The organism is Billgrantia kenyensis, assembly GCF_013697085.1.
Lineage (GTDB): Bacteria > Pseudomonadota > Gammaproteobacteria > Pseudomonadales > Halomonadaceae > Halomonas > Halomonas kenyensis.
The window spans coordinates 35,258-58,391 of record NZ_JACEFT010000024.1 but is presented as its reverse complement, the minus strand read 5'-3'; the positions used below and the strand labels follow the sequence as shown (position 1 = coordinate 58,391).

At 64.2% G+C, this 23,134-nt stretch carries 21 protein-coding genes; 13 read left to right on the top strand and 8 right to left on the bottom strand.

The window, feature by feature from the left end:
- Window positions 1-43: 43 nt before the first annotated feature.
- Complete coding sequence (locus tag H1D44_RS16260) at window positions 44-1,297, bottom strand: TRAP transporter large permease (protein ID WP_220128141.1); 1,254 nt, start codon at window positions 1,295-1,297, stop codon at window positions 44-46.
- Complete coding sequence (locus H1D44_RS16255) at window positions 1,294-1,851, bottom strand: TRAP transporter small permease (RefSeq protein ID WP_181515906.1); 558 nt, start codon at window positions 1,849-1,851, stop codon at window positions 1,294-1,296. Before H1D44_RS16255 ends, H1D44_RS16260 begins: the two co-directional genes overlap by 4 nt.
- Before the next feature lie 150 nt (window positions 1,852-2,001).
- Here H1D44_RS16255 and H1D44_RS16250 point away from each other — a divergent pair, with 150 nt between their 5' ends.
- The gene (locus tag H1D44_RS16250; protein ID WP_181515905.1) at window positions 2,002-2,916 is read left to right on the top strand and encodes a MurR/RpiR family transcriptional regulator; all 915 of its coding nucleotides are present in this window, start codon (window positions 2,002-2,004) and stop codon (window positions 2,914-2,916) included.
- A gap of 4 nt (window positions 2,917-2,920) precedes the next feature.
- Here the strand turns inward: H1D44_RS16250 and H1D44_RS16245 are convergent, their stop codons facing one another.
- The gene (locus H1D44_RS16245; RefSeq protein WP_181515904.1) at window positions 2,921-3,268 is read right to left on the bottom strand and encodes a hypothetical protein; all 348 of its coding nucleotides are present in this window, start codon (window positions 3,266-3,268) and stop codon (window positions 2,921-2,923) included.
- Window positions 3,269-3,515: 247 nt separating this feature from the next.
- Here H1D44_RS16245 and H1D44_RS16240 point away from each other — a divergent pair, with 247 nt between their 5' ends.
- Window positions 3,516-4,703, top strand: a complete 1,188-nt coding sequence (locus H1D44_RS16240; RefSeq protein WP_181515903.1) for a GGDEF domain-containing protein — start codon at window positions 3,516-3,518, stop codon at window positions 4,701-4,703.
- Between the two features lie 6 nt (window positions 4,704-4,709).
- Here H1D44_RS16240 and H1D44_RS16235 read toward each other — a convergent pair whose 3' ends face one another.
- A complete protein-coding gene (locus H1D44_RS16235) occupies window positions 4,710-6,179 on the bottom strand; it encodes a dihydrolipoyl dehydrogenase (RefSeq protein ID WP_181515902.1) in 1,470 nt (489 codons plus the stop codon).
- An 86-nt stretch (window positions 6,180-6,265) separates the two neighbouring features.
- Window positions 6,266-6,454, bottom strand: coding sequence for a DUF3008 family protein (locus H1D44_RS16230; protein ID WP_181515901.1), 189 nt, complete (start codon window positions 6,452-6,454; stop codon window positions 6,266-6,268).
- Between the two features lie 320 nt (window positions 6,455-6,774).
- Between H1D44_RS16230 and H1D44_RS16225 the strand changes: the two genes are divergently transcribed.
- The 4 genes from H1D44_RS16225 (at window position 6,775) to H1D44_RS16210 (ending at window position 10,054) form a co-directional block, all read left to right on the top strand.
- The gene (locus tag H1D44_RS16225) at window positions 6,775-8,091 is read left to right on the top strand and encodes a putative bifunctional diguanylate cyclase/phosphodiesterase (protein ID WP_181515900.1); all 1,317 of its coding nucleotides are present in this window, start codon (window positions 6,775-6,777) and stop codon (window positions 8,089-8,091) included.
- An 80-nt stretch (window positions 8,092-8,171) separates the two neighbouring features.
- Window positions 8,172-8,369, top strand: a complete 198-nt coding sequence (locus H1D44_RS16220; protein ID WP_181515899.1) for a tautomerase family protein — start codon at window positions 8,172-8,174, stop codon at window positions 8,367-8,369.
- 14 nt (window positions 8,370-8,383) lie between these two features.
- Entirely contained in the window at window positions 8,384-9,136 is a 753-nt protein-coding gene (locus H1D44_RS16215; protein ID WP_181515898.1) for a creatininase family protein, read from the top strand.
- A gap of 84 nt (window positions 9,137-9,220) precedes the next feature.
- Complete coding sequence (locus H1D44_RS16210; protein ID WP_181515897.1) at window positions 9,221-10,054, top strand: alpha/beta hydrolase; 834 nt, start codon at window positions 9,221-9,223, stop codon at window positions 10,052-10,054.
- Between the two features lie 232 nt (window positions 10,055-10,286).
- On the opposite strand, the gene H1D44_RS16205 is transcribed toward H1D44_RS16210, so the two are convergent.
- Complete coding sequence (locus H1D44_RS16205) at window positions 10,287-11,009, bottom strand: YebC/PmpR family DNA-binding transcriptional regulator (RefSeq protein WP_181515896.1); 723 nt, start codon at window positions 11,007-11,009, stop codon at window positions 10,287-10,289.
- Window positions 11,010-11,154: 145 nt separating this feature from the next.
- Between H1D44_RS16205 and H1D44_RS16200 the strand changes: the two genes are divergently transcribed.
- Together H1D44_RS16200 and H1D44_RS16195 are read left to right on the top strand one after the other, a co-directional pair.
- Window positions 11,155-12,348, top strand: coding sequence for a M24 family metallopeptidase (locus H1D44_RS16200; RefSeq protein WP_181515895.1), 1,194 nt, complete (start codon window positions 11,155-11,157; stop codon window positions 12,346-12,348).
- Window positions 12,349-12,446: 98 nt separating this feature from the next.
- Entirely contained in the window at window positions 12,447-12,668 is a 222-nt protein-coding gene (locus H1D44_RS16195; RefSeq protein ID WP_181515894.1) for a hypothetical protein, read from the top strand.
- Window positions 12,669-12,749: 81 nt separating this feature from the next.
- Here the strand turns inward: H1D44_RS16195 and soxR are convergent, their stop codons facing one another.
- A complete protein-coding gene (soxR, locus tag H1D44_RS16190; protein ID WP_181515893.1) occupies window positions 12,750-13,265 on the bottom strand; it encodes a redox-sensitive transcriptional activator SoxR in 516 nt (171 codons plus the stop codon).
- A gap of 253 nt (window positions 13,266-13,518) precedes the next feature.
- Here soxR and H1D44_RS16185 point away from each other — a divergent pair, with 253 nt between their 5' ends.
- Complete coding sequence (locus tag H1D44_RS16185) at window positions 13,519-15,402, top strand: ABC transporter ATP-binding protein (RefSeq protein ID WP_181515892.1); 1,884 nt, start codon at window positions 13,519-13,521, stop codon at window positions 15,400-15,402.
- A gap of 37 nt (window positions 15,403-15,439) precedes the next feature.
- Window positions 15,440-15,856 (top strand): RidA family protein, encoded by a 417-nt coding sequence (locus H1D44_RS16180; RefSeq protein WP_181515891.1) that lies wholly within the window; start codon window positions 15,440-15,442, stop codon window positions 15,854-15,856.
- 30 nt (window positions 15,857-15,886) lie between these two features.
- Here H1D44_RS16180 and H1D44_RS16175 read toward each other — a convergent pair whose 3' ends face one another.
- Window positions 15,887-16,861 (bottom strand): LysR family transcriptional regulator, encoded by a 975-nt coding sequence (locus H1D44_RS16175; RefSeq protein ID WP_181515890.1) that lies wholly within the window; start codon window positions 16,859-16,861, stop codon window positions 15,887-15,889.
- 326 nt (window positions 16,862-17,187) lie between these two features.
- Between H1D44_RS16175 and H1D44_RS16170 the strand changes: the two genes are divergently transcribed.
- From H1D44_RS16170 to H1D44_RS16160, 3 genes are all read left to right on the top strand, one after another.
- Complete coding sequence (locus tag H1D44_RS16170; protein ID WP_181515889.1) at window positions 17,188-18,396, top strand: efflux RND transporter periplasmic adaptor subunit; 1,209 nt, start codon at window positions 17,188-17,190, stop codon at window positions 18,394-18,396.
- 90 nt (window positions 18,397-18,486) lie between these two features.
- Entirely contained in the window at window positions 18,487-21,660 is a 3,174-nt protein-coding gene (locus H1D44_RS16165; RefSeq protein ID WP_181515888.1) for an efflux RND transporter permease subunit, read from the top strand.
- Complete coding sequence (locus H1D44_RS16160) at window positions 21,653-23,131, top strand: efflux transporter outer membrane subunit (RefSeq protein ID WP_238984562.1); 1,479 nt, start codon at window positions 21,653-21,655, stop codon at window positions 23,129-23,131. Before H1D44_RS16165 ends, H1D44_RS16160 begins: the two co-directional genes overlap by 8 nt.
- Window positions 23,132-23,134 lie beyond the last annotated feature (3 nt).

Sequence of the window (23,134 nt, the reverse complement as noted above, 5' to 3'; positions counted from 1 at the left end):
GTCTTCTTGGTCATGAACACCTCCATTGCCTCCATTATGAGGCTTATCGGGGTGTCCGCTCCAATTGGACCACTTCAAGTACTCCGACCTGGACCAGTAGGAACGGCCAGAGATAAGCACTGATCCGTTCGATCTTCTCCCCGGTGACCGACGACAGTACGAACAGGCAGGCGCCCACCGGCGGTGTCATCAGGGAAATGTTGAGGGTAAGGATGATCATGATGCCGGCGTGAATCGGGTCCATGCCGATGGCGTTGGTCAGGGGCACCAATACCGGTGCCAGGATGATCAGGGCGGCATTGATATCCATGAACAGCCCGACGATCAGCAACAGCAGCAGGATCATGCCGATGATCGCCTCGGGGTTATTGGTCAGGGCGAGGAAGCTTGACGCGACCATCTGGGGTAATTGCACGTAGGTCATCCACCAGCCGAGAATCGAGGCCGCAGCGATGATCAGGAACACCACGCCGGTAATGCGTGCCGTGCGTTCCAGCATCTCGACCAGGTCGCGCAGCCTTAGCGTCCGGTAGATCACGCCGCCGATCACCAGGGCATACAGCACGGCCAGGGCGGCGGCTTCGGTGGGGGTGGTGACACCGCTCAGAATGGCGCCAAGGATCATTGCCGGCATCAGAATGGCCAGCAAGCTGGAACGAAATGTCGTCAGAATCAACTTGAGGCTTGGCCCTCCTTCCTTTTTCGGCAGGCCAAGTCGCTTGCCCAGCGCGGCAATCAGGCACATGCAGAGCAGTGCAATCAGTAGTCCAGGCAGGATGCCCGCGGCGAACAGGCCGGCAATGGACACCCCCATCAGTGAGCCGTAGATCACCATCAGGTTGGAGGGGGGAATGGTAGGACCGATGATCGAGCCGGCAGCGGTAACGGCGCAGGCGAAGGGGCGCTTGTAGCCCTGCTTTTCCATCGCCGGAACCATGGTGTTGCCGAAGGCGGCGGCGTCCGAGACGGCGGCGCCGGTCATGCCCGAGAACAGTACCGAAGCGAGCATGTTCGAGTGGGCCAGGCCTCCACGCAGGTAACCCACGAGCGCATTGGCGAAGTCGATCAGGCGCGAGGTGATACCCGACCTGTTCATGATCTCGCCTGCCAGGATGAACAGCGGCATTGCCATGAACGTGAACAGGTCCAGCCCCTCGAAGAAGCGACGCGGGGCCATGGTGAGGAACTCCGGGCCGCCCAGCTGCAGCAGGCCGACCACGCCGGCAAGGCCAAGCACGTAGCCGATCGGCAGTCCCAGGATCAACAGGCCGAAGAAGGTGAGGGCAACGTAGATCACTTGGCTTCCTCCATCGGCAGTTCGTGAAGACCCACTTCAGGTGGGTGGAAGAAGTCCCGCAGCATCACAATCAGCGTCTGGAGGGCGGCGAGCCCTGCCGAAACCGGTACAGAGGCAAAGGGCACCAGCATGGTCATGCCAAAGATGGTGGCGAACTGGGTGGCCCCCTGGGCTGCCATGCCGATCCCGTACCAGGCGAGGAACAGGAAGAAACCGAGTCCGATCAGGTCGAGCAGCAGTCGCAGCAGGCGCTGCTTGGCCGGCGAAATCAGGCTGAACAGCATGACGAAGCCGATATGCTCTCGGCGGAAGACGCCGACGGGAATGGCCAGAAGGGCTGCCCAGATCATCACGTAGCGGGCCAGGACTTCCGTCCATCCGACACCAAGTTGCAGGCCATATCGCGACAGGATGCCGAACCAGACGATCAGTACCATGACGCCCGCCAGGGCGGCGCACAGCTTGATGATGATGCTGTCCAGCAGCTTGCCCAGGGCAATCAGTCTCTCCAGCAAGGGGTGGGGTGGCCGGGGTGTTGTATTTGTCGTTGGCATGTCTGCCTCCCGAGAGATGAGCCTTTTCGACCCTGGCCGTCAGGGCCGGCCTCTATCACTCAAGACTGGAACATGATTTTTAGTCAGTCAAGAAATTGAAAATTAATTTTCAGCTTTTCCTGGCTGTGCCATCGTGCAAGCATGGAGCCCATGAAAGAGCCCTTGACCCTAGAAGCGCGTATCCAGGCGCACTATGAGGAGCTTCCCCCCGCCGAAAGGCGCCTGGGGGATCTGCTGCTGAGCTTTCCCGGCGATATCGCTACCTACAGCGCCGGTGAGCTGGCGGAAGCCGCTGGAACGTCCCGTGCTGCGGCGTCGCGCTTCTTCCAGCGCCTCGGCTACAAGGACTTCAACGAAGTCCGCTTGCAGGTTCGCGAGGCCCGTCGCTGGGGCTCGCCGGTTTACCTATCAGAGGGGCGGCTCGAGCATGCGAACGGCGAGGGCAAGTCCCTGGCCAGCCAGGCTGTCGCGGAGCATCTGCGCCAGGAGACGCACAACCTGACGCGTACCCTGGAAGCGGTTCGCCCAGATCTGCTGCGAGAGCTGGTCGATGCGATTGGCGAAGCGCGGCGGGTGCATGTGGTCGGGTTTCGCAACAGCCGCATGCTGGCGCTCTACCTGCAGCGTCAGCTCCTGCTGGTACGTTCGGATGTTTCCCTGATCCCTCAATCGGGACAGACGCTTGGCGAGGATCTGGTGGATGTTCAGGAAGGCGATGTGCTGGTGATGGTGGGGATGCGTCGCCGGGTCGGAGCCGTCACTCGCATCATGGAGATCGCCCGTGAGCAGGGGGCGAGAACACTGCTCATTACCGATCCTTCCGCAACGCAGACCGCTCGCCTGGCAAACTGGACCCTGACCTGTGAGGTACGTTCTCCTTCATTGCTTGACAGCTATGCCGCCGCCATGAGCGTGCTCAACCTGCTCTGTACGTTGCTGATCCAGCGCAGCATGAAGACGGGCTTTGAAAGGCTTCGCCGTATCGAGGGGCTGCATGAAGAGCTCGATGAACTCGATGCCTTTGCCTGGCTGACGGAAGATGCCAAGCCCCGCGGGGAGGGTTAAGCAGTCACAGCGCCTCATGCCAGGCTTCGTGACCGCAGCTGAGGCAGTGGAAGAACGCCTCGAAGCCGGAGTTACTGTCCTCCGATCGGCGCAGGGTGCCTTTCTGGAAGCGGAAAGAGCGTAGTGAGCAGACCGGACAGCGTATCTCCTCGTGGCGCGGTCCGCGGGGCATTGGGGAGGCCGTGTCGTGCACTGTCTCTTTAGCGCCTGCCTCTGCGATGGCACTGTCGAGCTCGCGCGTCATTGCTTCCGCCAGCTCGCCGGCTTCACGCTGATGCTCGGGGGCAGCGAGCGCGGCCAGGCGTGCAATACCTTCCTTGACTGCGTTCATGCGGGTGTCGAGATCGGCCATCGGGGTCTCCTGAGTCATGATTCGCGCTTACTCAATCAGCATAACCCGGACTTGCCGACATGGCATGCGGCGTATGCCAAGCAGTCAACTGCTGGCGGAGTTTTGCCGCCGCCGGCTCGGCCTGCTGGTCCAGCAGCAGGCCGCAAGGCAGCGGGTGAAGTATCATGTCAACGTTACATTAAGTTAAGCTGGGCCCAGCGCCTAGGCCCTAGGGCTGAAGCGAATCGTGTGCATGGGCGAGGTATCGATGAACAGGCCAGAGCAGATTCTGCTGGAGACACATGCCTCCCCTGCCGACGACGAGTCGCCCGAGAAGGGGAGAGGCCCCCTGCAGCGGCTTTGGCGCGATCTGTTGACTTCCGGGGGACGCACCTCGGAGAGCTGTCCCGACTACCTGTGCATCACCTTGATCAATCTTGTCCAGGGCACGGCCTTGCTGGTCTGGTCGTTGTTCCTGACCCTCATCCTGCTGGGCCCGCTGGAGCCGTTGCCGGGTCGCCTAGCCATCGATGTGGCAGGGCTGGTGATAGCCGCCTGGGTCATCATTGGCCTGCGTCGCGGCATGTCTGCCACGCTGGCCGCGCATGTGACCCACGCCTTTTTGTTCCTTTGCCTGCTCGGGCTTTCCATCGTTCGGTCCGACAACCCGCTGACGATGACGCTGCCGCTGATCTACCCGGCCCTGGCCTTCCTGCTGCTGGACGATATTCGCCGTGGGCTTGCCGGGACCCTGCTGATGACGGCTGGGCTCAATATCCTGCTCTCGTCCGGTATGGGCCCGACCTTGAGCGACAGCACCATGCTGCTCGACGGCGCCGTCACTATTACCGTTGTCATGCTGTTCCAGGCTGCGGTCATGTCGCTCTATGTGCACCATCGCAAGCAGGCGCTCTCGCTGTTGCGTCGTGCCAGCGTGCGCTTGAACGAGCTGGCCAGCCATGATCCGCTGACTGGTCTCTACAATCGCCGGACTTTCATCGAGGTGCTTGAGCGGGAGCTGTCCCGGCGCGGAAAAAGCGAGCGCCAACTGGCATTCCTGCTGTTCGATATCGACCGCTTCAAGGCCTATAACGACGAGTTCGGCCATCCTCAGGGAGACGAGCTGCTCAAGCGCCTTGCCTCCACCGCTACCCAAGTGTTCTCACGCCGCGAGGATGTCGTCTTTCGCCTCGGTGGCGAGGAGTTCGGGGTGGTGTTCCGGTCTGAATCTCCCGAGCAGGCTGCGGAGATGGCGGACCAGCTGCTGGCCGCCGTCGAGGCCATGGAAGAGCCGGCACCGGCTGGCCCGAAAAAAAACCTGACGGTCTCTGCCGGGCTGTACCTGGTGGCCAAGGGTGGAGCCACCAGCCCTAACCGCATCTATAGTCGGGCGGACCAGGCGCTCTACCGGGCCAAGGACGCAGGGCGGGCTTGCTGGCTGATGGCGTCCCAATAAGCCCACCTACCCGCCGGGGCCATATTCGAAGCACCGTTCGGTCATGGCCGGGCCCTGCAGCAGTGCCCTGTTGAGGTCGCGCAGCGCACTGCGCAATCCCTCCTCAAGCACCGGGTGGTAGAAGGGCATCTCCAGCATGCGCTCGACGCCCATGCGCTGCTCCAGTGCCCAGGCCAGCAGCTGGGCGATATGCTCCACGCGTGGCCCGAAGAGCTCGGCACCCAGGAACTGCCCCGAGCCATGCTCCGCATACAAACGCATGAGGCCACGATTCTGGCGCATGACCATGGCCCGCCCCTGGTCCTCGAAGGACGCCTCGCCCTCGGCCACGCTGTCGCAGCCGAACCAGCTCACCGCTTCCTCCCGGCTCATGCCGACCGTGGCCATCTGAGGGTCGGTGAAAGCGATCGAAAGCGGCGTACTGCGATGGCCGGCGCGGCGTTCGGGATAGCGTCCCGCGTTGTGCCCGGCGATACGACCCTGCTGGTTGGCCTCGTGCAGTAGCGGAAGCTCCTGGCTGGCATCGCCGGCGATGAAGACATGGCTCCCCTCGCCGTGGTCGTCGAGGCCACGGCACTGCATGGTGAAACGGTTGTAGAGCGGCACTCCCTTGTCGTCCAGGGCCAGGCCGGCATTCTCCAGCGCGAGCCGGTCGAGGTTGGGGCGCCTTCCGGTGGCTGCCAGCAGGTAGTCGAAGCTCTCGGTCAGGCGCTCGGCGCTGTTGCGTTTGCGGAAGGTCACGGCCACCTGGCTATCGTCACCCTCGATGGCATCGACCCGAGCTGCTGGGTCGAGATAGAAGGCTTCGTTGAAGATTCGCTCGGCATAGTCGCGCATCGCTGCTTCCTGGAACGGGCCAAGCGAGCCGCTCTTGCCGAACAGGCGGACCCGCACGCCCAGGCGACTGAGCGCCTGGCCCAGCTCGAGGCCGACGACTCCTGCGCCGAACACGGCGACCGAGCCGGGCAGGGTTTCCCATTCGAAAACGGCGTCGCTGTCGATCAGTCGCTCGCCGGCGGCCGCGAAGGCATCCGGCATGTGGGGGCGCGAACCGGTGGCAATCACGATACTGCGCGCGTGAAGACGCTGGCTATCGCCCACGCGCAGCGTATGCGGGGACTCGAAGCAGGCATGGCCGGATAGCAGCTTGTCGGGATCGATGCGCTGCATGGAGTCGAGCACGCCTTTGACGAAGGCGTCCCGTTGGTGTCTGACCCGGGCCATGACCGCGCGGCCATCGATCTCGACCGGGCCGGCCTCGATACCGAAGCCTGCGGCTTCATGGGCATGATGAGCGGCCTCGGCGGCGGCGATCAACAGCTTGGAGGGCATGCATCCCACGCGGGCACAGGTCGTGCCCGGCTCGCCTCCCTCGATGAGCACGACATTCTCGTGGTAGTGGCGGGCGGTCTGCCAGGCACTCAGACCTGCCGTCCCCGCCCCGATGATGGCAATGTCGACGTCTCGTTCCTGCATGACTCGGTTCCCGGCAGCGCTCCAGATTCGAACTCTTCGATGTGCACTAGCCTAGTCGCTATGCGGAACCAGTGCTGCAGGAAGCATCACGAGTTGCGGTTGTGTGAGGGCTTGTTCTTTTGGCTGGTGGAGGCCATTTTCTCGAGTTCCTTCTCGTCCATGGACTCATACATCTGCTTCGAAGCGCCCTCGAGTTCACTGGCCTTCTTCTCGCCGCGCTTGGCAGCGAGCGCGGCGCCGGCCGCCATTTGCTGAGCTTGTGACTTGGCAGGCATCTTCTCCTCCCGGTTCGATGGAATTTCGATTTCTTTCAACAACCTAGACGTAATTTTCGAGATTTTCTGTTACATTGGGTTATTTAATAATTTACCAGTAAATATAAAAAACGACGTTTCTTTATTTGTCTCTCGTTGAGATCTTTGAATTATTAATACAGCATGAGCCAATATTTCATAAGTTCTTTGACTGGCCGGCGTTCTCATGATATTTGAAACTGACAAATAACGATAAAAGACCTGGCGTGAAAGATAGGTTTGTCGAGCCACCGGGCTGCCATGGCGGCCAGGGGCTTTCATATTCGTGGGGATGGAGTCTCATGCGCCAGTTTGCCTATCAAAGCCGGCAACCTCGACCGGGTCGCCGCCAGCCTACCCTTGACGCTGTCACTGGCCTGACGACACGCCGCGATGCGGAACAACACTTGGCCGTCCTGCTGGCCGAAGCGGACGAACGTGACAGCCGAGTCGCCATCCTGCATATCGATATCGATCGCCTGAAGGAGGTCAATCATGCCTTCGGCAGAGCCGCGGGAGACGACTGCCTGCGGCAGCTGGCCCAGCGTTTCAGTGCCACCGTCGGCAGCCGGGGAAGCGTCAGCCGGTTGGACAGCGACGAAGTCATGGTGGTGCTGCCCGATGTCACGGACGTGGCAGAGGTAATACCTACCGTCGAGCAGTTGCTGCGCAAAAGCCACGAGCCTCTCGAGCTTTCCGGCCAGGCACTGTTGTCCAGTTGCTGTATCGGATTGGCCCTGTTCCCCGACCATGGCGCTACGGTCATCGAACTGATGCGTCAGGCCAACCTGGCCAGGCGCAAGGCCCAGGCCAGGGGAAGCGGGCAATACTGCGTCTTCTCGCCAGACCTGCTGGAGGACTGCCCCGATCGTATCCAGCTGCGCGGCGAGGTCCGAGAGGCCCTGCAGAGGGGCGAGATGGCGCTGTGCTACCGTCCGGTGTTGTGTGCACGCAGCGGCCAGGTAGTGGCGATATCGGCCCAGCCACGCTGGCACTCGCCCAGTTTCGGCCTGCTCGGCCCCCAGCAGTGGGTCGCTGCTGCCCATGAAGCGGGCCGGCTGTACGAGATCAGCCATTGGGTGCTGGCTTATGCGTGTCGCCATGCCCGGTCATGGTACGAGGCCGGTTCGGGGCTGAAGGTGGTGGTGGGCTTGCCGATGGAGGGGATGTCCGGCGACAGACTGGTGGAGAGCGTCGGTCAGGCGCTAGAGCACAGCGGCCTGCCATCCGGCCTGCTGGCTCTCGAAATGACCGAGAATGACCTGATGCAGGCCCCGGAGAGTGCAGTGGTCTTGCTCGACCGACTCAAGGCGATGGGGGTGCAGCTTGTCGTCGATGGCTTCGGAAGCGGGCATTCCATGCTGGGCCATCTCGCCATGCTGCCCATCGACACCCTCAAGCTCGATGCACAGTTCGTCAAGAACTGTCTCGACAGTCCTCGCCATCAGGCGGTGATTCGCTCGATCATCGGCATGGCCCACGAGCTGGGAATGAAGGTGGCTGCCGGTGGCGTCAGCCACCGGCAGCAGGCTGACTTTCTGCGAGAACAAGGTTGCGACCTGCTGCAGGGTGGCCTCTGGTCGCGCATGGAATACAGCGATGAGTTGTCGCATGAGTAGCGCAGCGCCACGCGAGGTTGCGAGTTGCCGGGTTTCAGCCGACCATGGGGGCTTGCAAGCCTGCTACCCAAGGAATTGACATGCCTATCGTCACCATCCAGCAATTTCCCCGTGACCTGGCACAAAAGCGAGAGCTGGCCCAGCGGATCACCCAGGCCTTCGTGGAGGTGTACGGCGCTTCGGAAGAGAGCGTGCAGGTGTTCTTCAACGAAGTGGATGGCGAGAGCTGGGCCAAGGCAGGCACGATGGGATGTGATCGTAGCCCCGCACGGGGCTGAAAGGAGGCGAACTCATGAGGCTGCAGCATGCCACCTGGCAAGAGGTCGAGGCCTACCTGGAGCGTGAGAAGGGGATCATCGTGCCGATCGGTTCCACCGAACAGCACGGTCCCAACGGCCTGGTCGGCACCGATGCCATCTGTCCCGAGGCCATTGCCTGGGAGTTAGGCGAGCGCCATGGCGTCCTGGTTGCACCGACCCAGAACCTGGGTATGGCCCAGCACCACCTGGCTTTTCCGGGCACCATCAGCCTGCGTCCCTCCACTCTGATGGCGGTGCTGCGCGATACCATCACTTCGCTTTCGGGCCAGGGTTTTTCCCACATTCTCTTCCTCAACGGACACGGCGGCAACATCGGCACCATGAGTGCGGCCTTTGCCGAGGTGTATGCCGAGCGCAGCATGCGCACCGGCCCGCAGCCAGCAGGCGAGCTGCAGCTGACGACCTTCAACTGGTTCCTCGGCCCCCGAGTGCGGGAACTCGCCGAATCGCTGTATGGCGATGCCGAGGGAACCCATGCCACTGCCTCTGAGGTGGCCCTCTCCTGGTTTGCCCGCCCCGCGGCAGTCAAGCAGGTCGATATGTCGCCACGCATCGCTCCGCGCGGAAGCGCGCAGTGCGATGCCGAGGAGTTCCGGCGACGCTTCCCCGACGGCCGCATGGGTTCCGACCCTTCGCTGGCCAGTGTCGAGCATGGTGAGCGTTTCCTCGAGGCCGGGGTAGCCGACCTGTGGGAGGTTTATCGCGCTTTCGTGACATCCCCCTGAGCGGGGCCTGTCGGTTTACAGGCGAACTTGCAAGGGCCGCCCGGGCTTATCATGGTTTTGACAGCATATCGGATGGGGGCTGCAATGCTGCGCGTGGTTTCTACCCTGGCTGGCATCTACGGGCTCGTGGTGCTTCTGGCCTGGTTCTTCCAGGATCGGCTGCTATACCTACCTCACGTGGGGCGCGAGCATGTTGCCACCCCGGCAGATCGCGGCCTGGGTTGGCAGCAGGTGGACCTGATTACCGAGGATGGCCTGGCCCTGGATGCCTGGTGGATACCCGCCGAGGATCCTAGGGGCAGCCTGCTGTTCTTCCACGGCAACGCCGGCAACATCTCCCATCGTCTCGATTCGATCCAGCAGTTTCATCGGCTGGGGCTGTCGGTGCTGATCGTCGATTATCGCGGCTATGGCCGCAGCGAGGGCCGCCCCTCCGAGGAGGGCACTGCGGAAGATGCCCGCACCGCCTGGCGCTGGCTGACCGAGCAGGCCGAGGCGAGCCCCGGCGAGATCGTGCTCTTCGGCCGCTCGCTGGGCGCCGCGGTGGCGGCGGAGCTGGCGGCGTCCCTGGCTCCTGACGTGGAGCCGGCAGCACTCATCCTCGAGTCGCCCTTTCGCTCGGTGCCGGCGCTGGGGCAACAGCTCTATCCCTTCCTGCCGGTCCGCTGGCTGGCCACGCTCGACTATCCGACAGAGCGCTATGTGAGCGAAATTAGTGCGCCAATTCTGGTCATCCACAGCCGTGACGACGAGATCATCCCCTACTCGGAGGGCGAGGCTGTCTTCCAGGCGGCGGGTGAGCCCAGAGAGATGCTGACCATCCAGGGCGGGCATAACACAGGCTTCATCGATAGCGAGCCGGATTACTCCGCAGGAATCGACCGCTTTCTCGAGCGTCATCTCGGTTTGAGTCGCTAGCCCGATAGCTGTCGAACTGTCGCCTTTGCTTGACGTTTTTCTGTAGGAACTGTGAAGCGACAGGTAATGTTGCTTGTTGTCTCTCCTGGTGTTTTGCCGCGGCCGTGTTCGGCCTCAAAAGGTGCTTGCTCCCCAGACAACGTCATGGCTCTCCGCGCTTGTCGTCGGCGGGGTGGTACCCGCCCCGTGGTGAGCCTGCGCCGCGCCAACCGGTCGGCGCGGCTTTTTTGTATCAGGCGACGATCTCGGCGTTGTGATAGACGTTTTGCACGTCGTCCAGATCGTTGAGGGTGTCGAGCAGCTTTTCGAACATGGGAATGTCGTCGCCCTCGACCGGGGTGGTGGTCTGGGGCACGAACTGGATCTCGTCGACCTCGAACTCGATCTCGCCGAAGGCGTCGAGCAGCGCCTGCTTGGCCTTGGCGTACTCGGTGTGTGGAGCGAAGACAGTGATGTGTCCCTCTTCGTTCTCGATGTCGGTGACGTCGACATCGGCCTCCATCAACGCCTCCAGCGTCGCCTCTTCGTCATCACCGGCGAAGGCCAGGATGGCGCAGTGGTCGAACATGTGGCTGACGCTGCCTGGGGTGCCGAGCTTGCTCTTGGCCTTGTTGAAGCAGCCGCGCACGTCACCGAAGGTGCGGTTGGGGTTGTCGGTGAGGCAGTCGACGATGACCATGCAGTTGCCCGGCCCGAAGCCTTCGTAACGTGCCGGGGAGAAGTCCTCGCCGCCCACGCCGCTGGCCTTGTCCAGCGCCTTGTCGATCACGTGGCTCGGCACCTGGTCCTTCTTGGCCCGTTCGATCAGCCCGCGCAGTGTCAGGTTGCCGGCGGGGTCGGTGCCGCCCTGCTTGGCGCAGACGTAGATCTCTCGCCCGTACTTGCTGTAGACCTTGGTCTTGGCGGCGGCCGTCTTGGCCATGGATTCCTTGCGGTTCTGAAAGGCCCTGCCCATAGCGATTTCCCGTTGCATCGAATACAAGGCTGGATTCTACGAAACCGGCCTGTTCCGGAACAGCCCTATTTCCTTTGTCAGGCGCCTCATGTGATACGGGTCATGGCTACACTGTCTGTCAGACTTGGCCGTGTGGAGTCGTACCATGGATCACAATCGCTATCGCCAAGCGCTGCAGGCACAGCTCGAGGCCAGCGAGCTGGCTTTTCCCCTGGACGAGTACGCCGCTCGACTGTCCCAGGTGCGAGCAGCCATGCACGAGGCCGGGCTGGACGCACTGATGCTGACCGACCCCGCCGACATCTACTACCTGACGGGCTACAACACCTTCGAGGTCTCGGTGCATACCTGCCTTGTATGCTCGGCACAGCGGCTGGTGTTGCAGGTGCCCTCGATCGAGACTGGCCCGGCCGTGGTTACCGCTCGAGTCGACGAGACCCTGGGTTATCGCTGGGAGGGCATAGGGGAGGTGATCGAGCCCTTGGCCGAGACGCTGTCACCCTTCCAGGCGATCGGCCTGGATCTTTATGGCGCTGGGCTGCGCCATGGCGTGCTGCGTGAGCTGCAGTCCCGCTTGGGTAGTGAGCGTTTTCACGATGGTGGTGGCGAACTGCTCGATCGTGTCCGTATCGTAAAGAGCCAGGCGGAGCTCGCCTGCCTGCGCGAGAGCGCGCGGATCACCTCGCTGGGGCTCAGGGCCGCCATGAGTGTCATCGCACCCGGCATGAACGATAGCGATGTGGCGGCAGAAGGTGCCCGTGCGATGCTGGCAGCCGGCAGCGAGTTCATGAGCATGCAGCCCATCGTGACCACAGGCAGACGTAGCAGCGTGATCCACATGAATCACCAGCGTCACAGGATTGCCCTGGATGAGCCTGTGTTCCTGGAGTTCGGCTCCGCCTATCGACGTTATACCGCGCCGATGATGGTTACGGGCGTGGCGGGCAGGGCCAGTCATGAGATGCGGATGCTGCGTGATGTTTGCCGCGACGTCTTCGAGGCACTCATCTCGAGGATGCGGCCGGGCAACACCTTCGACGATGCGGCGAAGGCCGCGGAAGCGGAGCTTGGGCCGCATACTGAGCGCGTGTTCTTCTCCGGTGTCTTCGGCTACGCCGTGGGTGCCCAGTTTCCTCCCAGTTGGGTCGAGGGTAGTGGCTACATTGCCCGCGGCCAGCAGCGCGAATTCGAGGCCGACATGGTCTTTCACCTGCCGCTTTGCCTGCGCATACCGGGGCAGTGGGGTGTTGGCCTGAGTGATACCGTGCGGGTCTCCAGGCAAGGGGGCGATCCGCTGACCGACAACGATTGGTTGCTCCGGGAGAACCTCGGAGCCTGATGGCGGTGGACAAGCTGCGTGACTCACTATACTTGGGTTGTAGTGCGAACCGTGCGGTCCTTGACCGGCGGGCTTGGAAAACAAGGGAGGGAAGCGATATGACTCAGACTGTCACGGCCAAGTACCAGGACCTGATGAAGGCCACCAATGCCTACGATGAACTGATATCGGAAGGTTACCCTCGCGAAAATCTCTATTTCGACAAGGAAGAGCATCAGGTGAAGGTGATCGTCCCCGATGAGGCGAAGCCTGAGGCCGAATTGATCCTCAACCGCCACCAGCCGGCTGACCTCTGGTTCCGTCCGTTCGAGGAGCAGTGACCGGCGGTGCACACATGAGCCAGGGAGGCGTCGGCCCCGCTAGGGTAAGGCGGAAGATGGCAGCTTAGGTTCAAGCGCAAGCTAATCGGGGTCGAGCAGGCGCGGCCCGGCACCTTCCTCGGCCAGTTCGTCCTCGGGGTTGCGCAGCGGACACTCCTCGATCGACAGGCAGCCGCAGCCAATGCAGTGGTCGAGCTGATCGCGCAGTTGGGTGAGGCGCACGATCCTGTCGTCTAGCGCCTGGCGCCAGTTCGCCGAGAGGCGCTGCCAGTCGGCGGCGGCTGGTGCGCGTGTGTCCGGCAAGGTGTCGAAGGCGGCACGAATCTCTCCCAGGGTGATGCCGGTGCGCTGAGCGACCTTGATGATTGCCACACGGCGCAGCACATCGCGGGAGAAGCGTCGTTGGTTGCCGGCGTTACGTCGGCTTCTTATCAACCCCTTGGCCTCGTAGAAGTGGATGGCGGAGACGGCTAGGCCGCTGCGCCGAGCGACCTCTCCGACGCTGAGCTCGCGGTGACGCAGGGCGCAGTCTTTGCGCTTACCCGAAGCCTTTCGTGATGGCGTGCTTGAAGTGTCACAGGTGGCAGGGTCAGTCATCGTCGCAGCCTCGTCGGTATTTGTTTAAATTAATTTATCAGCTTTATTGATATAAACGATCAGCAAGTTTGATTGTGCATTCTTTCGCAATGCTCGTATGGTTCTCGGTTCCCTTCCTTCACAACGTTGTTCATGAAGAACGCAAAACTCTCTTGACCTCAATATAAGTTTAGGTTTTAGCCTGCTTCCTGTCATGGGATCAAACTCTGCTTGACGCCAGATTATCTTAAGTATTCTTGACGATGGAGTTGTCATGTTCCGTTACTTCGAAACATTGGTGAACCCCTACCCTTCGGAGCAGGCCGGTACACCGCCCAAGGGGTTGTTCCGGTTCATCCTGCACTTCTCGCGTCCGGTGTTACCACTGTTGCTGGCCATGTCGCTGGTCACCGCCATGGTCTCGGCGGCCGAGGTGGTGTTCTTCGGCTACATGGGTGAGCTCGTGGATTGGCTGGCCAATGCCGAACGCGAAGGCTTCTTTGCCGAGTATGGCTGGCGCCTGGCGGGGATGGCGGCGCTGGTGGTGGTGGGGTTTCCGCTGCTGGTGCTGCTGCAGTCGCTGCTTTCGCATCAGGGTATCTTCGGCAACTACCCGATGCTGGGGCGCTGGCTGGCACATCGTCACATGTTGAGCCAGAGCCTGGCCTTCTACCAGGACGAGTTCGCCGGTCGCGTATCGCAGAAGGTGATGCAGACGGCCCTGGCAATCCGCGAGACGGTCACCAAGCTGCTGGGCCTGATGGTCTACGTGCTGGTCTACTTCATCGGCGCCATGTGGCTGATGGGCGGCGCCGAGCCCTGGCTGATGCTGCCGCTGGTGGCGTGGCTGGGGGGCTATGGCGGAATCATGTGGTATTTCGTGCCGCGGCTGCGGCGGGTCTCCATGGAGCAGGCCGATGCCCGTGCGCGCATGACCGGACGTATCGTCGACAGCTACAGCAACATCCAGACCATCAAGCTGTTCGCCGATACCCAGCGCGAGCAGGCCTACGCCCGCGACGCCATGGAGAAGTTCATGGTCACGGTGCATCGGCAGATGCGTCTGGCCACGCTGCTCTCGGTCTCGTTGACGATGCTCAACTCCCTGCTGCTGGCCAGCGTGGCTGCCATCGCCATCGGGGCCTGGTATTTCCAGGCCATCTCGCTCGGCGCCATCGCCGTGGCCATCGCCCTGGTCATGCGCATTCGCTTCATGTCCGACTGGATCATGTGGGAGGTGGCGGGGTTGTTCGAGAACATCGGCACGGTGCAGGACGGCATCAACACCATTGCCCGTGAGCCCACGGTGCAGGATCTGCCCGGCGCGGCGGTGCTCAGCGTCCCCCACGGCGAGATCCGCTTTGAAGCGCTGCGTTTCGGCTACGACCGGCCAGACGGCGCGCAGGCCCGTGTCTTCGATGGCATGAGCCTGACCGTGGCGCCGGGCGAGAAGGTCGGGCTGATCGGTCGTTCCGGCGCCGGCAAGTCGACCCTGGCCAATCTGCTGCTGCGCTTCTACGACCTGGAAGGCGGACGCATCCTGATCGATGAGCAGGACATCGCCGAGGTCACCCAGGAGTCGCTGCGGCGCAAGATCGGCATGGTGACCCAGGACACCTCGCTGCTGCACCGCTCGGTGCGCGACAACATTCGCTACGGCAGCCCCGAAGCCACCGACGAGCAGGTGCTGGAAGCCGTGCGCCGGGCCCATGCGGAGTTCATCTTCGACTTGGTCGATCACAAGGGCCGGCGCGGCCTCGATGCCCACGTCGGCGAGCGTGGCGTCAAGCTCTCCGGCGGTCAGCGGCAGCGTATCGCCATCGCCCGGGTGCTGCTCAAGAATGCACCGATCCTGGTGCTCGACGAGGCCACCTCGGCGCTCGATTCCGAAGTCGAAGCGGCCATTCAGGAGCAGCTCGACACCCTGATGGTGGGCAAGACGGTCATCGCCATCGCCCACCGGCTGTCGACCATCGCCATGCTCGATCGACTCATCGTCATCGACGAGGGACGCATCGTCGAGAGCGGTACCCATCGCGAGTTGCTGGCGCTCGATGGCCTCTATGCCTCGCTGTGGCGGCGCCAGTCCGGCGGTTTCCTGGGGCTGGACACCGAGGAGAGCGAGCGGCAGGAAAGCCCGTTGAACGCGGAGTCGTGAGCCGGGCACAACCATAGGCAATGAAGGAGGGGTGAACATGCAAGGCGTGGAACGAGAAGCCATCAACCCGCGGGGCGTGCCCAATACCCTGCAGTACGGCTTCAGTCAGGCGGTGATGGTCAAGGGCGGCTACCGTGTGCATCTCTCGGGGCAGGTGGGGGTGGATGCCCACGAATGCCTGGTCGGCCCCGACCTGGAGGGCCAGACCTTTGCCGCATTGGACAACATCGAGTCGATTCTCGGCACGCTGGGCGGTGACCTGTCCCATGTGGTGATGTTGCGCATCTATATCGCCGAGCCCGCCCGCTACGACCAGGAAGGGGTGGTGCAGGCACTGCGCTCGCGCTTTCCCAAGTCGCCACCGGCCTCTTCCTGGGTGATCGTCAGCGGCCTTTCCGAACCGGAATGGCTGATCGAGATAGAGGCCGAGGCGGTGCTGCCGGAATTGCCCTGAGGCGATGCCGGAGGCTGCCTGAGCCAGACGCTATGCCAGCGCCTGTTCCACTTCCGCCGGTTCGGTGTGGGCAGGCGGCTGCCAGGCATCCCCAACTGGCTCCATGGTGATGCGCATGCGCTCGACCACGAAGTCGACGAAGGTTCGCACCTTGGGCGAGACCAGGCTGCCGCCGGGGAACACGGCGTTGAGCTCGACCTCGGGGCCTTCCCAGCCTTCGAGAATGCGCCGCGGGCGGCGCGACTCGGAGCTCATGCAGGTGACGAATTCGTTGGCCAGCATGATGCCCTGGCCGTCCTCGAGCATGCCGCGTAGGGCGAAGGGGTCGTTGGCGATGGCGATGGGGTCGACCTCCACCTCCACGGCTTGCTGGCTCTCGCTGTGGTGCAGCTGCCAGACGTAGCGCTGGCCGCGCTGCTCCATGGCTTTGGCCAGCACGGGGTGGGCGGCCAGCTCCGCCGGTTCGCGGGGCTCGCCATGCCGCGCGAGGTAAGCCTCGCTGGCATAGACGTAAGAGTGAAAGCGAGCCAGGCGGCGCGCCACCAGGCTGGAGTCGGGCAGAGGGCCGACCCGTAGCGCGACGTCGATCTGGTTGGCAACCAGATCCAGGCGCTCGTTGGAGAGCACCAGCTCGATGCGCACCTGGGGATAGAGTTGACGGAAGTCCCTTACCAGGATCGAGGTGAACTCGGTGCACATGGTGAAGGGCGCGGTGACCCTGAGCCAGCCGCGGGGGCTCTCTTCGAGATGGTGCACCGCTTTTTCCGCCTCGCCCAGGTCGCGGGCGATGCGGTTGCAGTAATCGAAGTAGATGGCACCCGCCTCGGTCAGGCTCAGGTTGCGGGTGGTGCGGTGCAGCAGCCGAGCGCCGAGGCGCCGCTCCAGGTCCTGCACCTTGCGGCTCACCGTGGTCTTGCCAAGACGAAGCTGTTTGGCGGCGGCGCTGAAGCTGCCCTGTTCCACGACCTTGGCAAAGATCAGGGCGTCGTTGAGGTCTTGCAGCATGGTCGTATTCCTGTGCCGTGCGCAGTGCCTGAAGAACCCCGTTTCAGGGTAAGCACCGTGTCAGGGGAAATACTGCAGAAGGGCAAGAACGGTTGCACGGAGACTGTCCCGCCAAAGGGACAGTATTTCCCTGCTGGCCCGACTAATCAAGTGCCCGGTAACACTATAAGGTGGCGGTTTGCGAAGTTTGCCGTCGATTAATCACGCCACCGAACGACATTAATAAGTCAGAAATATTGAGGCAAAAAATAGCGGCAAGAAATAGAGGCCAGGCTGAACAAAGGGCATGGCGAACTTCGCGTTGGTCAATGGGAGAGGGAGTATCAATGAACGTCCACAAGATGTTCGAGAGTCGAGGGGGCCGGCGTCTGCTCATGGTTACCGCCATGTTTGCCGGGATCGTCGTGCTGACAGGTTGCGAGAGCCAGGCCGATACCCAGGCCGGCGCCGAACAGGGGCCGCCGCCACCGCAGGTCAGCGTGGCTCAGGTGCTGGTCGAGGACGTGGAGCTGTGGGACGCCTTCACCGGCCGTATCGAGGCGGTGGAGACGGTGGACCTGCGTCCGCGCGTGTCCGGCTACATCGAGAGCGTCAACTATACCGAGGGTGAGAAGGTCGAGAAGGGCGACGTGCTGTTCGTCATCGACCCGCGTCCCTATCGCGCCGAGCTGGAGCGGGCCGAGGCCGAGTTGCAGCGGGCCAGGGCGCGTGCCGAACTGGCACGCAGCGAAGCCGCCCGGGCCGAGGCGCTGGGCCAGAGCCGCTCGATCTCCCGCGAAGAGCTGGATCAGCGACGTTCAGCGGCGGCCACTGCCGAAGCCGACATTCTCGCCGCCCAGGCCATTGCCGAGACGGCCCGGCTCAACATGGAGTTCACCGAAGTGCGCGCGCCCATTTCCGGACGTGCCGGCAGGGCGCTGGTCACCTCGGGCAATCTCGTCTCCGAGGCCACGCCGCTGACCAGCATCGTCGCCCTGGATCGGGTCCATGTGCATTTCCACAGCGACGAGCGAGCCTACCTGCACTACGACGCCCTGGCGCGCAACGGCGGGCAGTTCAGTCTGCGCGATGGCGGCGTTCCGGTGCGTGTGGGCCTGGCCAGCGACGAGGACTACCCCTACCGCGGCGAGGTCGATTTCATCGACAACCGTCTCGATGCCGACACCGGCACCATCCTGACCCGGGCCGTGCTCGACAACGGCGAGGGGCGCTTCGCTCCCGGCATGTATGCCCGCGTTCAGCTGCTGGCGGGCAGCGCCGAGGGCACTCTGCTGATCGACGACAAGGCGGTGCTCACCGACCAGGACCGCAAGTACGTCTACGTGGTCGACGAGGGCCGAGCCATGCGTCGCGACGTGCAGCTCGGACGCATGGTCGACGGCCTGCGGGTGGTGACGGCGGGTCTCGAGCCCAGCGACCAGGTGGTGGTGAACGGCGCCCAACGGATCTTCTTCCCGGGCATGCCGGTGGCGGCGGAGAGCGTCGACATGCGCGGCTCGGGCGCGGCTTCCGGCGAGTATGCTGCCGTGCGCTGAGCCGACCACTGCCCAGCACGACTCCAGATAACCATAACCCCTGACTTGTACGGGGCGGACCACGCGTCCGTCCCGTAAGGGAGTCTTGTCATGAATTTTGCCAAGTTCTTCGTCGACCGGCCGATCTTCGCCGCGGTGCTGTCGATTCTGATCTTCATCGCCGGTGCCATCACCATCCCGCTGCTGCCGGTCAGCGAATACCCCGACGTAGTGCCGCCCACCGTACAGGTGCGTGCCGTCTATCCCGGCGCCAACCCCAGCGAGATCGCCGACACGGTGGCCACGCCGCTGGAGGAGGCCATCACCGGGGTCGAGAACCTGATGTACATGAAGTCGGTGGCCGGCTCCGATGGGGTGCTGGCGCTGACGCTGACCTTCCGTCCCGGCACCGACCCGGACGAGGCCCAGGTGCAGGTGCAGAACCGGGTCAGCCAGGCCCTGGCGCGGCTGCCCGAGGCGGTGCGCCGCCAGGGCGTGACCACCGACAAGCAGTCGCCCGATCTGACCATGGTGCCGCAGCTGATCTCGCCGGACGGTCGCTACGACAGTACCTACCTGCGCAACTACGCGGCGCTGCACGTGCGCGACGAGCTGGCGCGGCTCGAGGGGGTGGGGCAGGCGATGCTGTTCGGTGCCGGCGACTACGCCATGCGCGTGTGGATCGACCCCGACCGTGCCGCTGCGCGCGGGCTCACCGCCGGCGACATCATAGCCGCGATCCGCGAGCAGAACGTGCAGGTCTCGGCCGGTCAGCTCGGCGCGCCGCCGACGCCGCATTCGTCCGACTTCCTGGTCTCTATCAATGCTCAGGGGCGTCTGACCACCGAGGAGGAGTTCGGCAACATCGTGGTCAGGGCCGGCAGCGGTGGCCAGATCACCTATCTCTCCGACGTCGCACGCATCGAACTCGGGGCCGCCGAGTACTCGCTGCGCGCGCTGCTCGACAACCAGCAGGCAGTGGCCATCGGTATCTTCCAGGCGCCGGGCTCCAATGCCATCGCACTCTCCGATGCAGTGCGCGACAAGATGGAGGAGCTCTCCCAGCGCTTCCCCGAAGGCGTGGAGTACACCATCGTCTACGATCCCACGGTGTTCGTGCGCGACTCGATCAAGTCGGTGATCAAGACCCTGCTCGAGGCAGTGCTGCTGGTGGTGCTGGTGGTCACGCTGTTCCTGCAGACCTGGCGCGCTTCGGTGACCCCGCTGCTGGCGGTACCGGTGTCGATCGTGGGTACCTTCGCCGTGCTCTATCTACTCGGCTTCTCGATCAATACCCTGACCCTGTTCGGCCTGGTGCTGGCCATCGGCATCGTGGTCGACGACGCCATCGTGGTAGTGGAGAACGTCGAGCGCAACATCGAGGAGGGGCTCGCGCCGCTGGCGGCGGCCCACCAGGCCATGCGCGAGGTGAGCGGGCCGATCATCGCCATCTCGGTTGTGCTGTGCGCGGTGTTCATCCCGATGGCTTTCCTCGAGGGCGTCACCGGCCAGTTCTATCGCCAGTTCGCGGTGACCATCGCCATCTCCACGGTGATCTCGGCGATCAATTCGCTGACCCTGTCGCCGGCGCTGGCGGCGCTGTTGCTCAAGCCCCACGACGCACCCAAGGACCGCCTGTCGCGGCTGATCGACTTCCTGTTCGGCTGGGTGTTCCGTCCCTTCAACCGCTTCTTCAACGCCAGCTCCAAGGGCTACCAGGGCGGCGTGGCGCGCAGCCTGCGTCGACGCGGCGCGGTATTCGCCGTCTACGCGCTGCTGCTGGCGGGTACCGGGGTGATGTTCCAGATGGTGCCGGGCGGCTTCATCCCCACCCAGGACAAGATGTACCTGATCGGCGGCGCCAAGCTGCCCGAGGGCGCATCCCTCGACCGCACCGAAGCGGTGATCCGGCGCATGACAGAGCTGGCGCTCGAAACCGAAGGGGTGACCTCGGCGGTGGCTTTCCCCGGGCTCAATCCGCTGCAGTTCACCAATACGCCCAACACCGGCACGGTGTTCTTCGGCCTCGACCCCTTCGAGTCGCGCTCGCGCAGCGCCAACGAGATCGTCGCCGAGCTCAACGGCAAGTTCGGTGCCATGCAGGAGGCGTTCAGCTTCGCCTTCACCCCGCCGGCCATCCTCGGCATCGGTTCGGGCTCGGGCTTCTCGCTGTTCGTGCAGGACCGCGCCGGGCTCGGCTACGGTGAGCTGCAGCAGGCGGTGGACGGCTTCAGCGGTGCGCTGATGCAGGCGCCGGGCATGGGCTATCCGATCACTTCCTACCAGTCCAACGTGCCGCAGCTCGACCTGCACGTCGACCGGGTCAAGGCCAAGACCCAGGGCGTTGCGCTGACCGACCTGTTCGAGACCCTGCAGGTCTACCTCGGCTCGGTCTACGTCAACGACTTCAACCGCTTCGGACGTACCTGGCAGGTGATGGCCCAGGCTGACGGCGACTTCCGCATGGACGTGGCCAACATCGAGCGCCTGCGCACCCGCAACGAGCATGGCGAGATGGTGCCCATCGGTAGCATGATCCGTGTCGACCGCACCTTCGGCCCCGACCCGGTGATCCGCTACAACGGCTACCCGGCGGCGGACCTGATGGGCGAGGCCGACCCACGGGTGCTGTCGTCGAGCCAGGCCATCCAGGTAGTGGAGCAGTTGGCCGCGGGAGTGCTGCCGGCGGGCATGGCATTCGAGTGGACCGACCTGAGCTATCAGCAGGTCAATCAGGGCGGGGCGGCGCTGATCGTGTTCCCGCTGGCCATCCTGCTGGTGTTCCTGGCGCTGGCCGCGCTCTACGAGAGCTGGACGCTGCCGCTGGCGGTGATCCTGATCGTGCCGATGTGCATGCTCTCGGCGCTGATCGGCGTGAAGCTCACCGGCGGCGACAACAACATCTTCGTCCAGGTGGGGCTGGTGGTGCTGATCGGCCTGGCGTGCAAGAACGCCATCCTGATCGTCGAGTTCGCCCGCGAGCTGGAAATGCAGGGCCGCGGCATCGTCGAGGCAGCGCTGGAGGCGTGCCGTCTGCGCCTGCGTCCGATCATCATGACCTCGATCACCTTCACCGCGGCGGTGGTGCCGCTGATGCTGGCCGGCGGTGCCGGCGCCGAGGTGCGCCAGGCGCTGGGTACGGCGGTGTTCGCCGGCATGCTCGGCGTGACCCTGTTCGGCCTGTTCCTGACCCCGGTGTTCTACGTCGCCCTGCGCAAGCTGGTCTCGCGCGGACAGGCCGAACCCCGTGACACGCAGCCTGTGGAGGGCGCCTACCATGCCTGATCTGGCCAACCCCATGAGAGTCATGCGTAACCTGATACCGTTGCCGCTCGCCCTGGTGCTGGCCGCCTGTGCGGTGGGGCCCGACTACCGCGCGCCGGCACTGGCCGAGCCCGCCGCTCTGGTGCGTGCCGAGGCCGAGCTGGTGACGCCCGAAGCGGTCGAGCGCGAGTTCTGGCGCGGCTTCAACGACCCGCTGCTGAGCGAGCTGGTCGAGGAGGCCTTCGACGCCAACCACGACCTGCGCATCGCCCTGGCCCGCCACGACCGCAGCCTGGCCCTGCTGCGCCAGTCGCGCCGCGACCTGGCGCCCAGTGTCACCGCCCAGGGCGGTGCTGCGCACCAGCGTGCCAGCGCCGACCAGATGCCCCAGGCGGCGCACTCCCAGCGCGACTTCGAGAGCTATGACGCCGGCGTCGCCGCGCTGTGGGAGCTCGACTTCTTCGGCCGCGTGCGGCGCGCCGTGGAGGCCCAGCAGGCCGAAGCGGATGCCTCGGGCGCTGACGTGCGTGCCATGCAGGTGGTGGTGGTCGGTGAGCTGGTCGATCAGTACGTGCGCCTGCGCGGGCTGCAGGAGCAGCTGCGTGTGGCCGAGGCCAATGCCGACTACCAGCGGGAGTCGTTGGCCTTGGTCGATGCGCGGCTGGAGGCAGGGCGCGGCACCGAGTTCGATAGCGTGCGCGCCCGGGTGCAGCTCGAGAGCACGCTGTCGCGGATTCCGGCCATAGAAGGAGAGATCGCCGCCATCGTCCATCGCCTGGCGGTGCTGACCGGCCGCGAGCCCGGCGCGCTGATCGCCCGGCTGGAGGCGCCGGCACCGCTGCCGGCAGTGCACCAGCGGGTGGCGGTGGGCCTGCCCGGCGAGCTGCTGCGACGCCGTCCCGATATCGCCGCCGCCGAGCGGCGCCTGCACGCCGCCACCGCCAGCATCGGTGTGGCCACGGCCGATCTCTACCCGCGCTTCACCCTGAGCGGCTTGCTCGGCACCCAGGCCGCCAGCACCGGCGACCTGTTCGGCCGCGACAGCCAGACCCGGCTGGTGGCGCTGGGGGTGGACTGGTCGTTCCTCGATAGCGGCCGGGTGCGGGCGCGCATGGCCGCCGCCGATGCCGACGCCGAGGCCAACCTGGCGCGCTACGAGCAGACCGTGCTGCTGGCGCTGGAGGAGGCCGAGACGGCGCTTGCCCGCTACGCTCAGTCGCTGCGCGAGCGCGAGCACCTGGCCGCCGCCGCCGAAGCCAGCGCCGAGGCGGCCCGTCAAGCGCGGGTGCGCTTCGAGGTCGGCGTGATCGACTTCCTCGAAGTGATCGACAGCGAGCGTTCGCGGCTCGAAGCCGAGGACGGTCTGGCCCAGAGCAACGTGCGCGCCGCCACCGCCCTGGTGGGGCTCTATCGTGCCCTGGCCGGCGGCTGGGAGGAGCGCATGGACGCGCCGCGGCAGGCGAATGCAGAGCCTGTGCTGACCTCCACCTGAGAA

Bases quoted from the DNA above. Each gene is read 5' to 3' on its own strand.
- H1D44_RS16230 (WP_181515901.1), bottom strand. From the start codon at position 6,454: ATGCCTGCCAAGTCACAAGCTCAGCAAATGGCGGCCGGCGCCGCGCTC.
- H1D44_RS16175 (WP_181515890.1), bottom strand. From the start codon at position 16,861: ATGCTGCAAGACCTCAACGACGCCCTGATCTTTGCCAAGGTCGTGGAA.
- H1D44_RS16185 (WP_181515892.1), top strand. From the start codon at position 13,519: ATGTTCCGTTACTTCGAAACATTGGTGAACCCCTACCCTTCGGAGCAG.
- H1D44_RS16240 (WP_181515903.1), top strand. From the start codon at position 3,516: ATGAACAGGCCAGAGCAGATTCTGCTGGAGACACATGCCTCCCCTGCC.
- H1D44_RS16205 (WP_181515896.1), bottom strand. From the start codon at position 11,009: ATGGGCAGGGCCTTTCAGAACCGCAAGGAATCCATGGCCAAGACGGCC.
- H1D44_RS16210 (WP_181515897.1), top strand. From the start codon at position 9,221: ATGCTGCGCGTGGTTTCTACCCTGGCTGGCATCTACGGGCTCGTGGTG.
- H1D44_RS16165 (WP_181515888.1), top strand. From the start codon at position 18,487: ATGAATTTTGCCAAGTTCTTCGTCGACCGGCCGATCTTCGCCGCGGTG.
- H1D44_RS16220 (WP_181515899.1), top strand. From the start codon at position 8,172: ATGCCTATCGTCACCATCCAGCAATTTCCCCGTGACCTGGCACAAAAG.
- H1D44_RS16195 (WP_181515894.1), top strand. From the start codon at position 12,447: ATGACTCAGACTGTCACGGCCAAGTACCAGGACCTGATGAAGGCCACC.
- H1D44_RS16200 (WP_181515895.1), top strand. From the start codon at position 11,155: ATGGATCACAATCGCTATCGCCAAGCGCTGCAGGCACAGCTCGAGGCC.
- H1D44_RS16170 (WP_181515889.1), top strand. From the start codon at position 17,188: ATGAACGTCCACAAGATGTTCGAGAGTCGAGGGGGCCGGCGTCTGCTC.
- H1D44_RS16215 (WP_181515898.1), top strand. From the start codon at position 8,384: ATGAGGCTGCAGCATGCCACCTGGCAAGAGGTCGAGGCCTACCTGGAG.
- H1D44_RS16160 (WP_238984562.1), top strand. From the start codon at position 21,653: ATGCCTGATCTGGCCAACCCCATGAGAGTCATGCGTAACCTGATACCG.
- H1D44_RS16180 (WP_181515891.1), top strand. From the start codon at position 15,440: ATGCAAGGCGTGGAACGAGAAGCCATCAACCCGCGGGGCGTGCCCAAT.
- H1D44_RS16225 (WP_181515900.1), top strand. From the start codon at position 6,775: ATGCGCCAGTTTGCCTATCAAAGCCGGCAACCTCGACCGGGTCGCCGC.
- H1D44_RS16245 (WP_181515904.1), bottom strand. From the start codon at position 3,268: ATGGCCGATCTCGACACCCGCATGAACGCAGTCAAGGAAGGTATTGCA.
- soxR (WP_181515893.1), bottom strand. From the start codon at position 13,265: ATGACTGACCCTGCCACCTGTGACACTTCAAGCACGCCATCACGAAAG.
- H1D44_RS16255 (WP_181515906.1), bottom strand. From the start codon at position 1,851: ATGCCAACGACAAATACAACACCCCGGCCACCCCACCCCTTGCTGGAG.
- H1D44_RS16250 (WP_181515905.1), top strand. From the start codon at position 2,002: ATGAAAGAGCCCTTGACCCTAGAAGCGCGTATCCAGGCGCACTATGAG.
- H1D44_RS16235 (WP_181515902.1), bottom strand. From the start codon at position 6,179: ATGCAGGAACGAGACGTCGACATTGCCATCATCGGGGCGGGGACGGCA.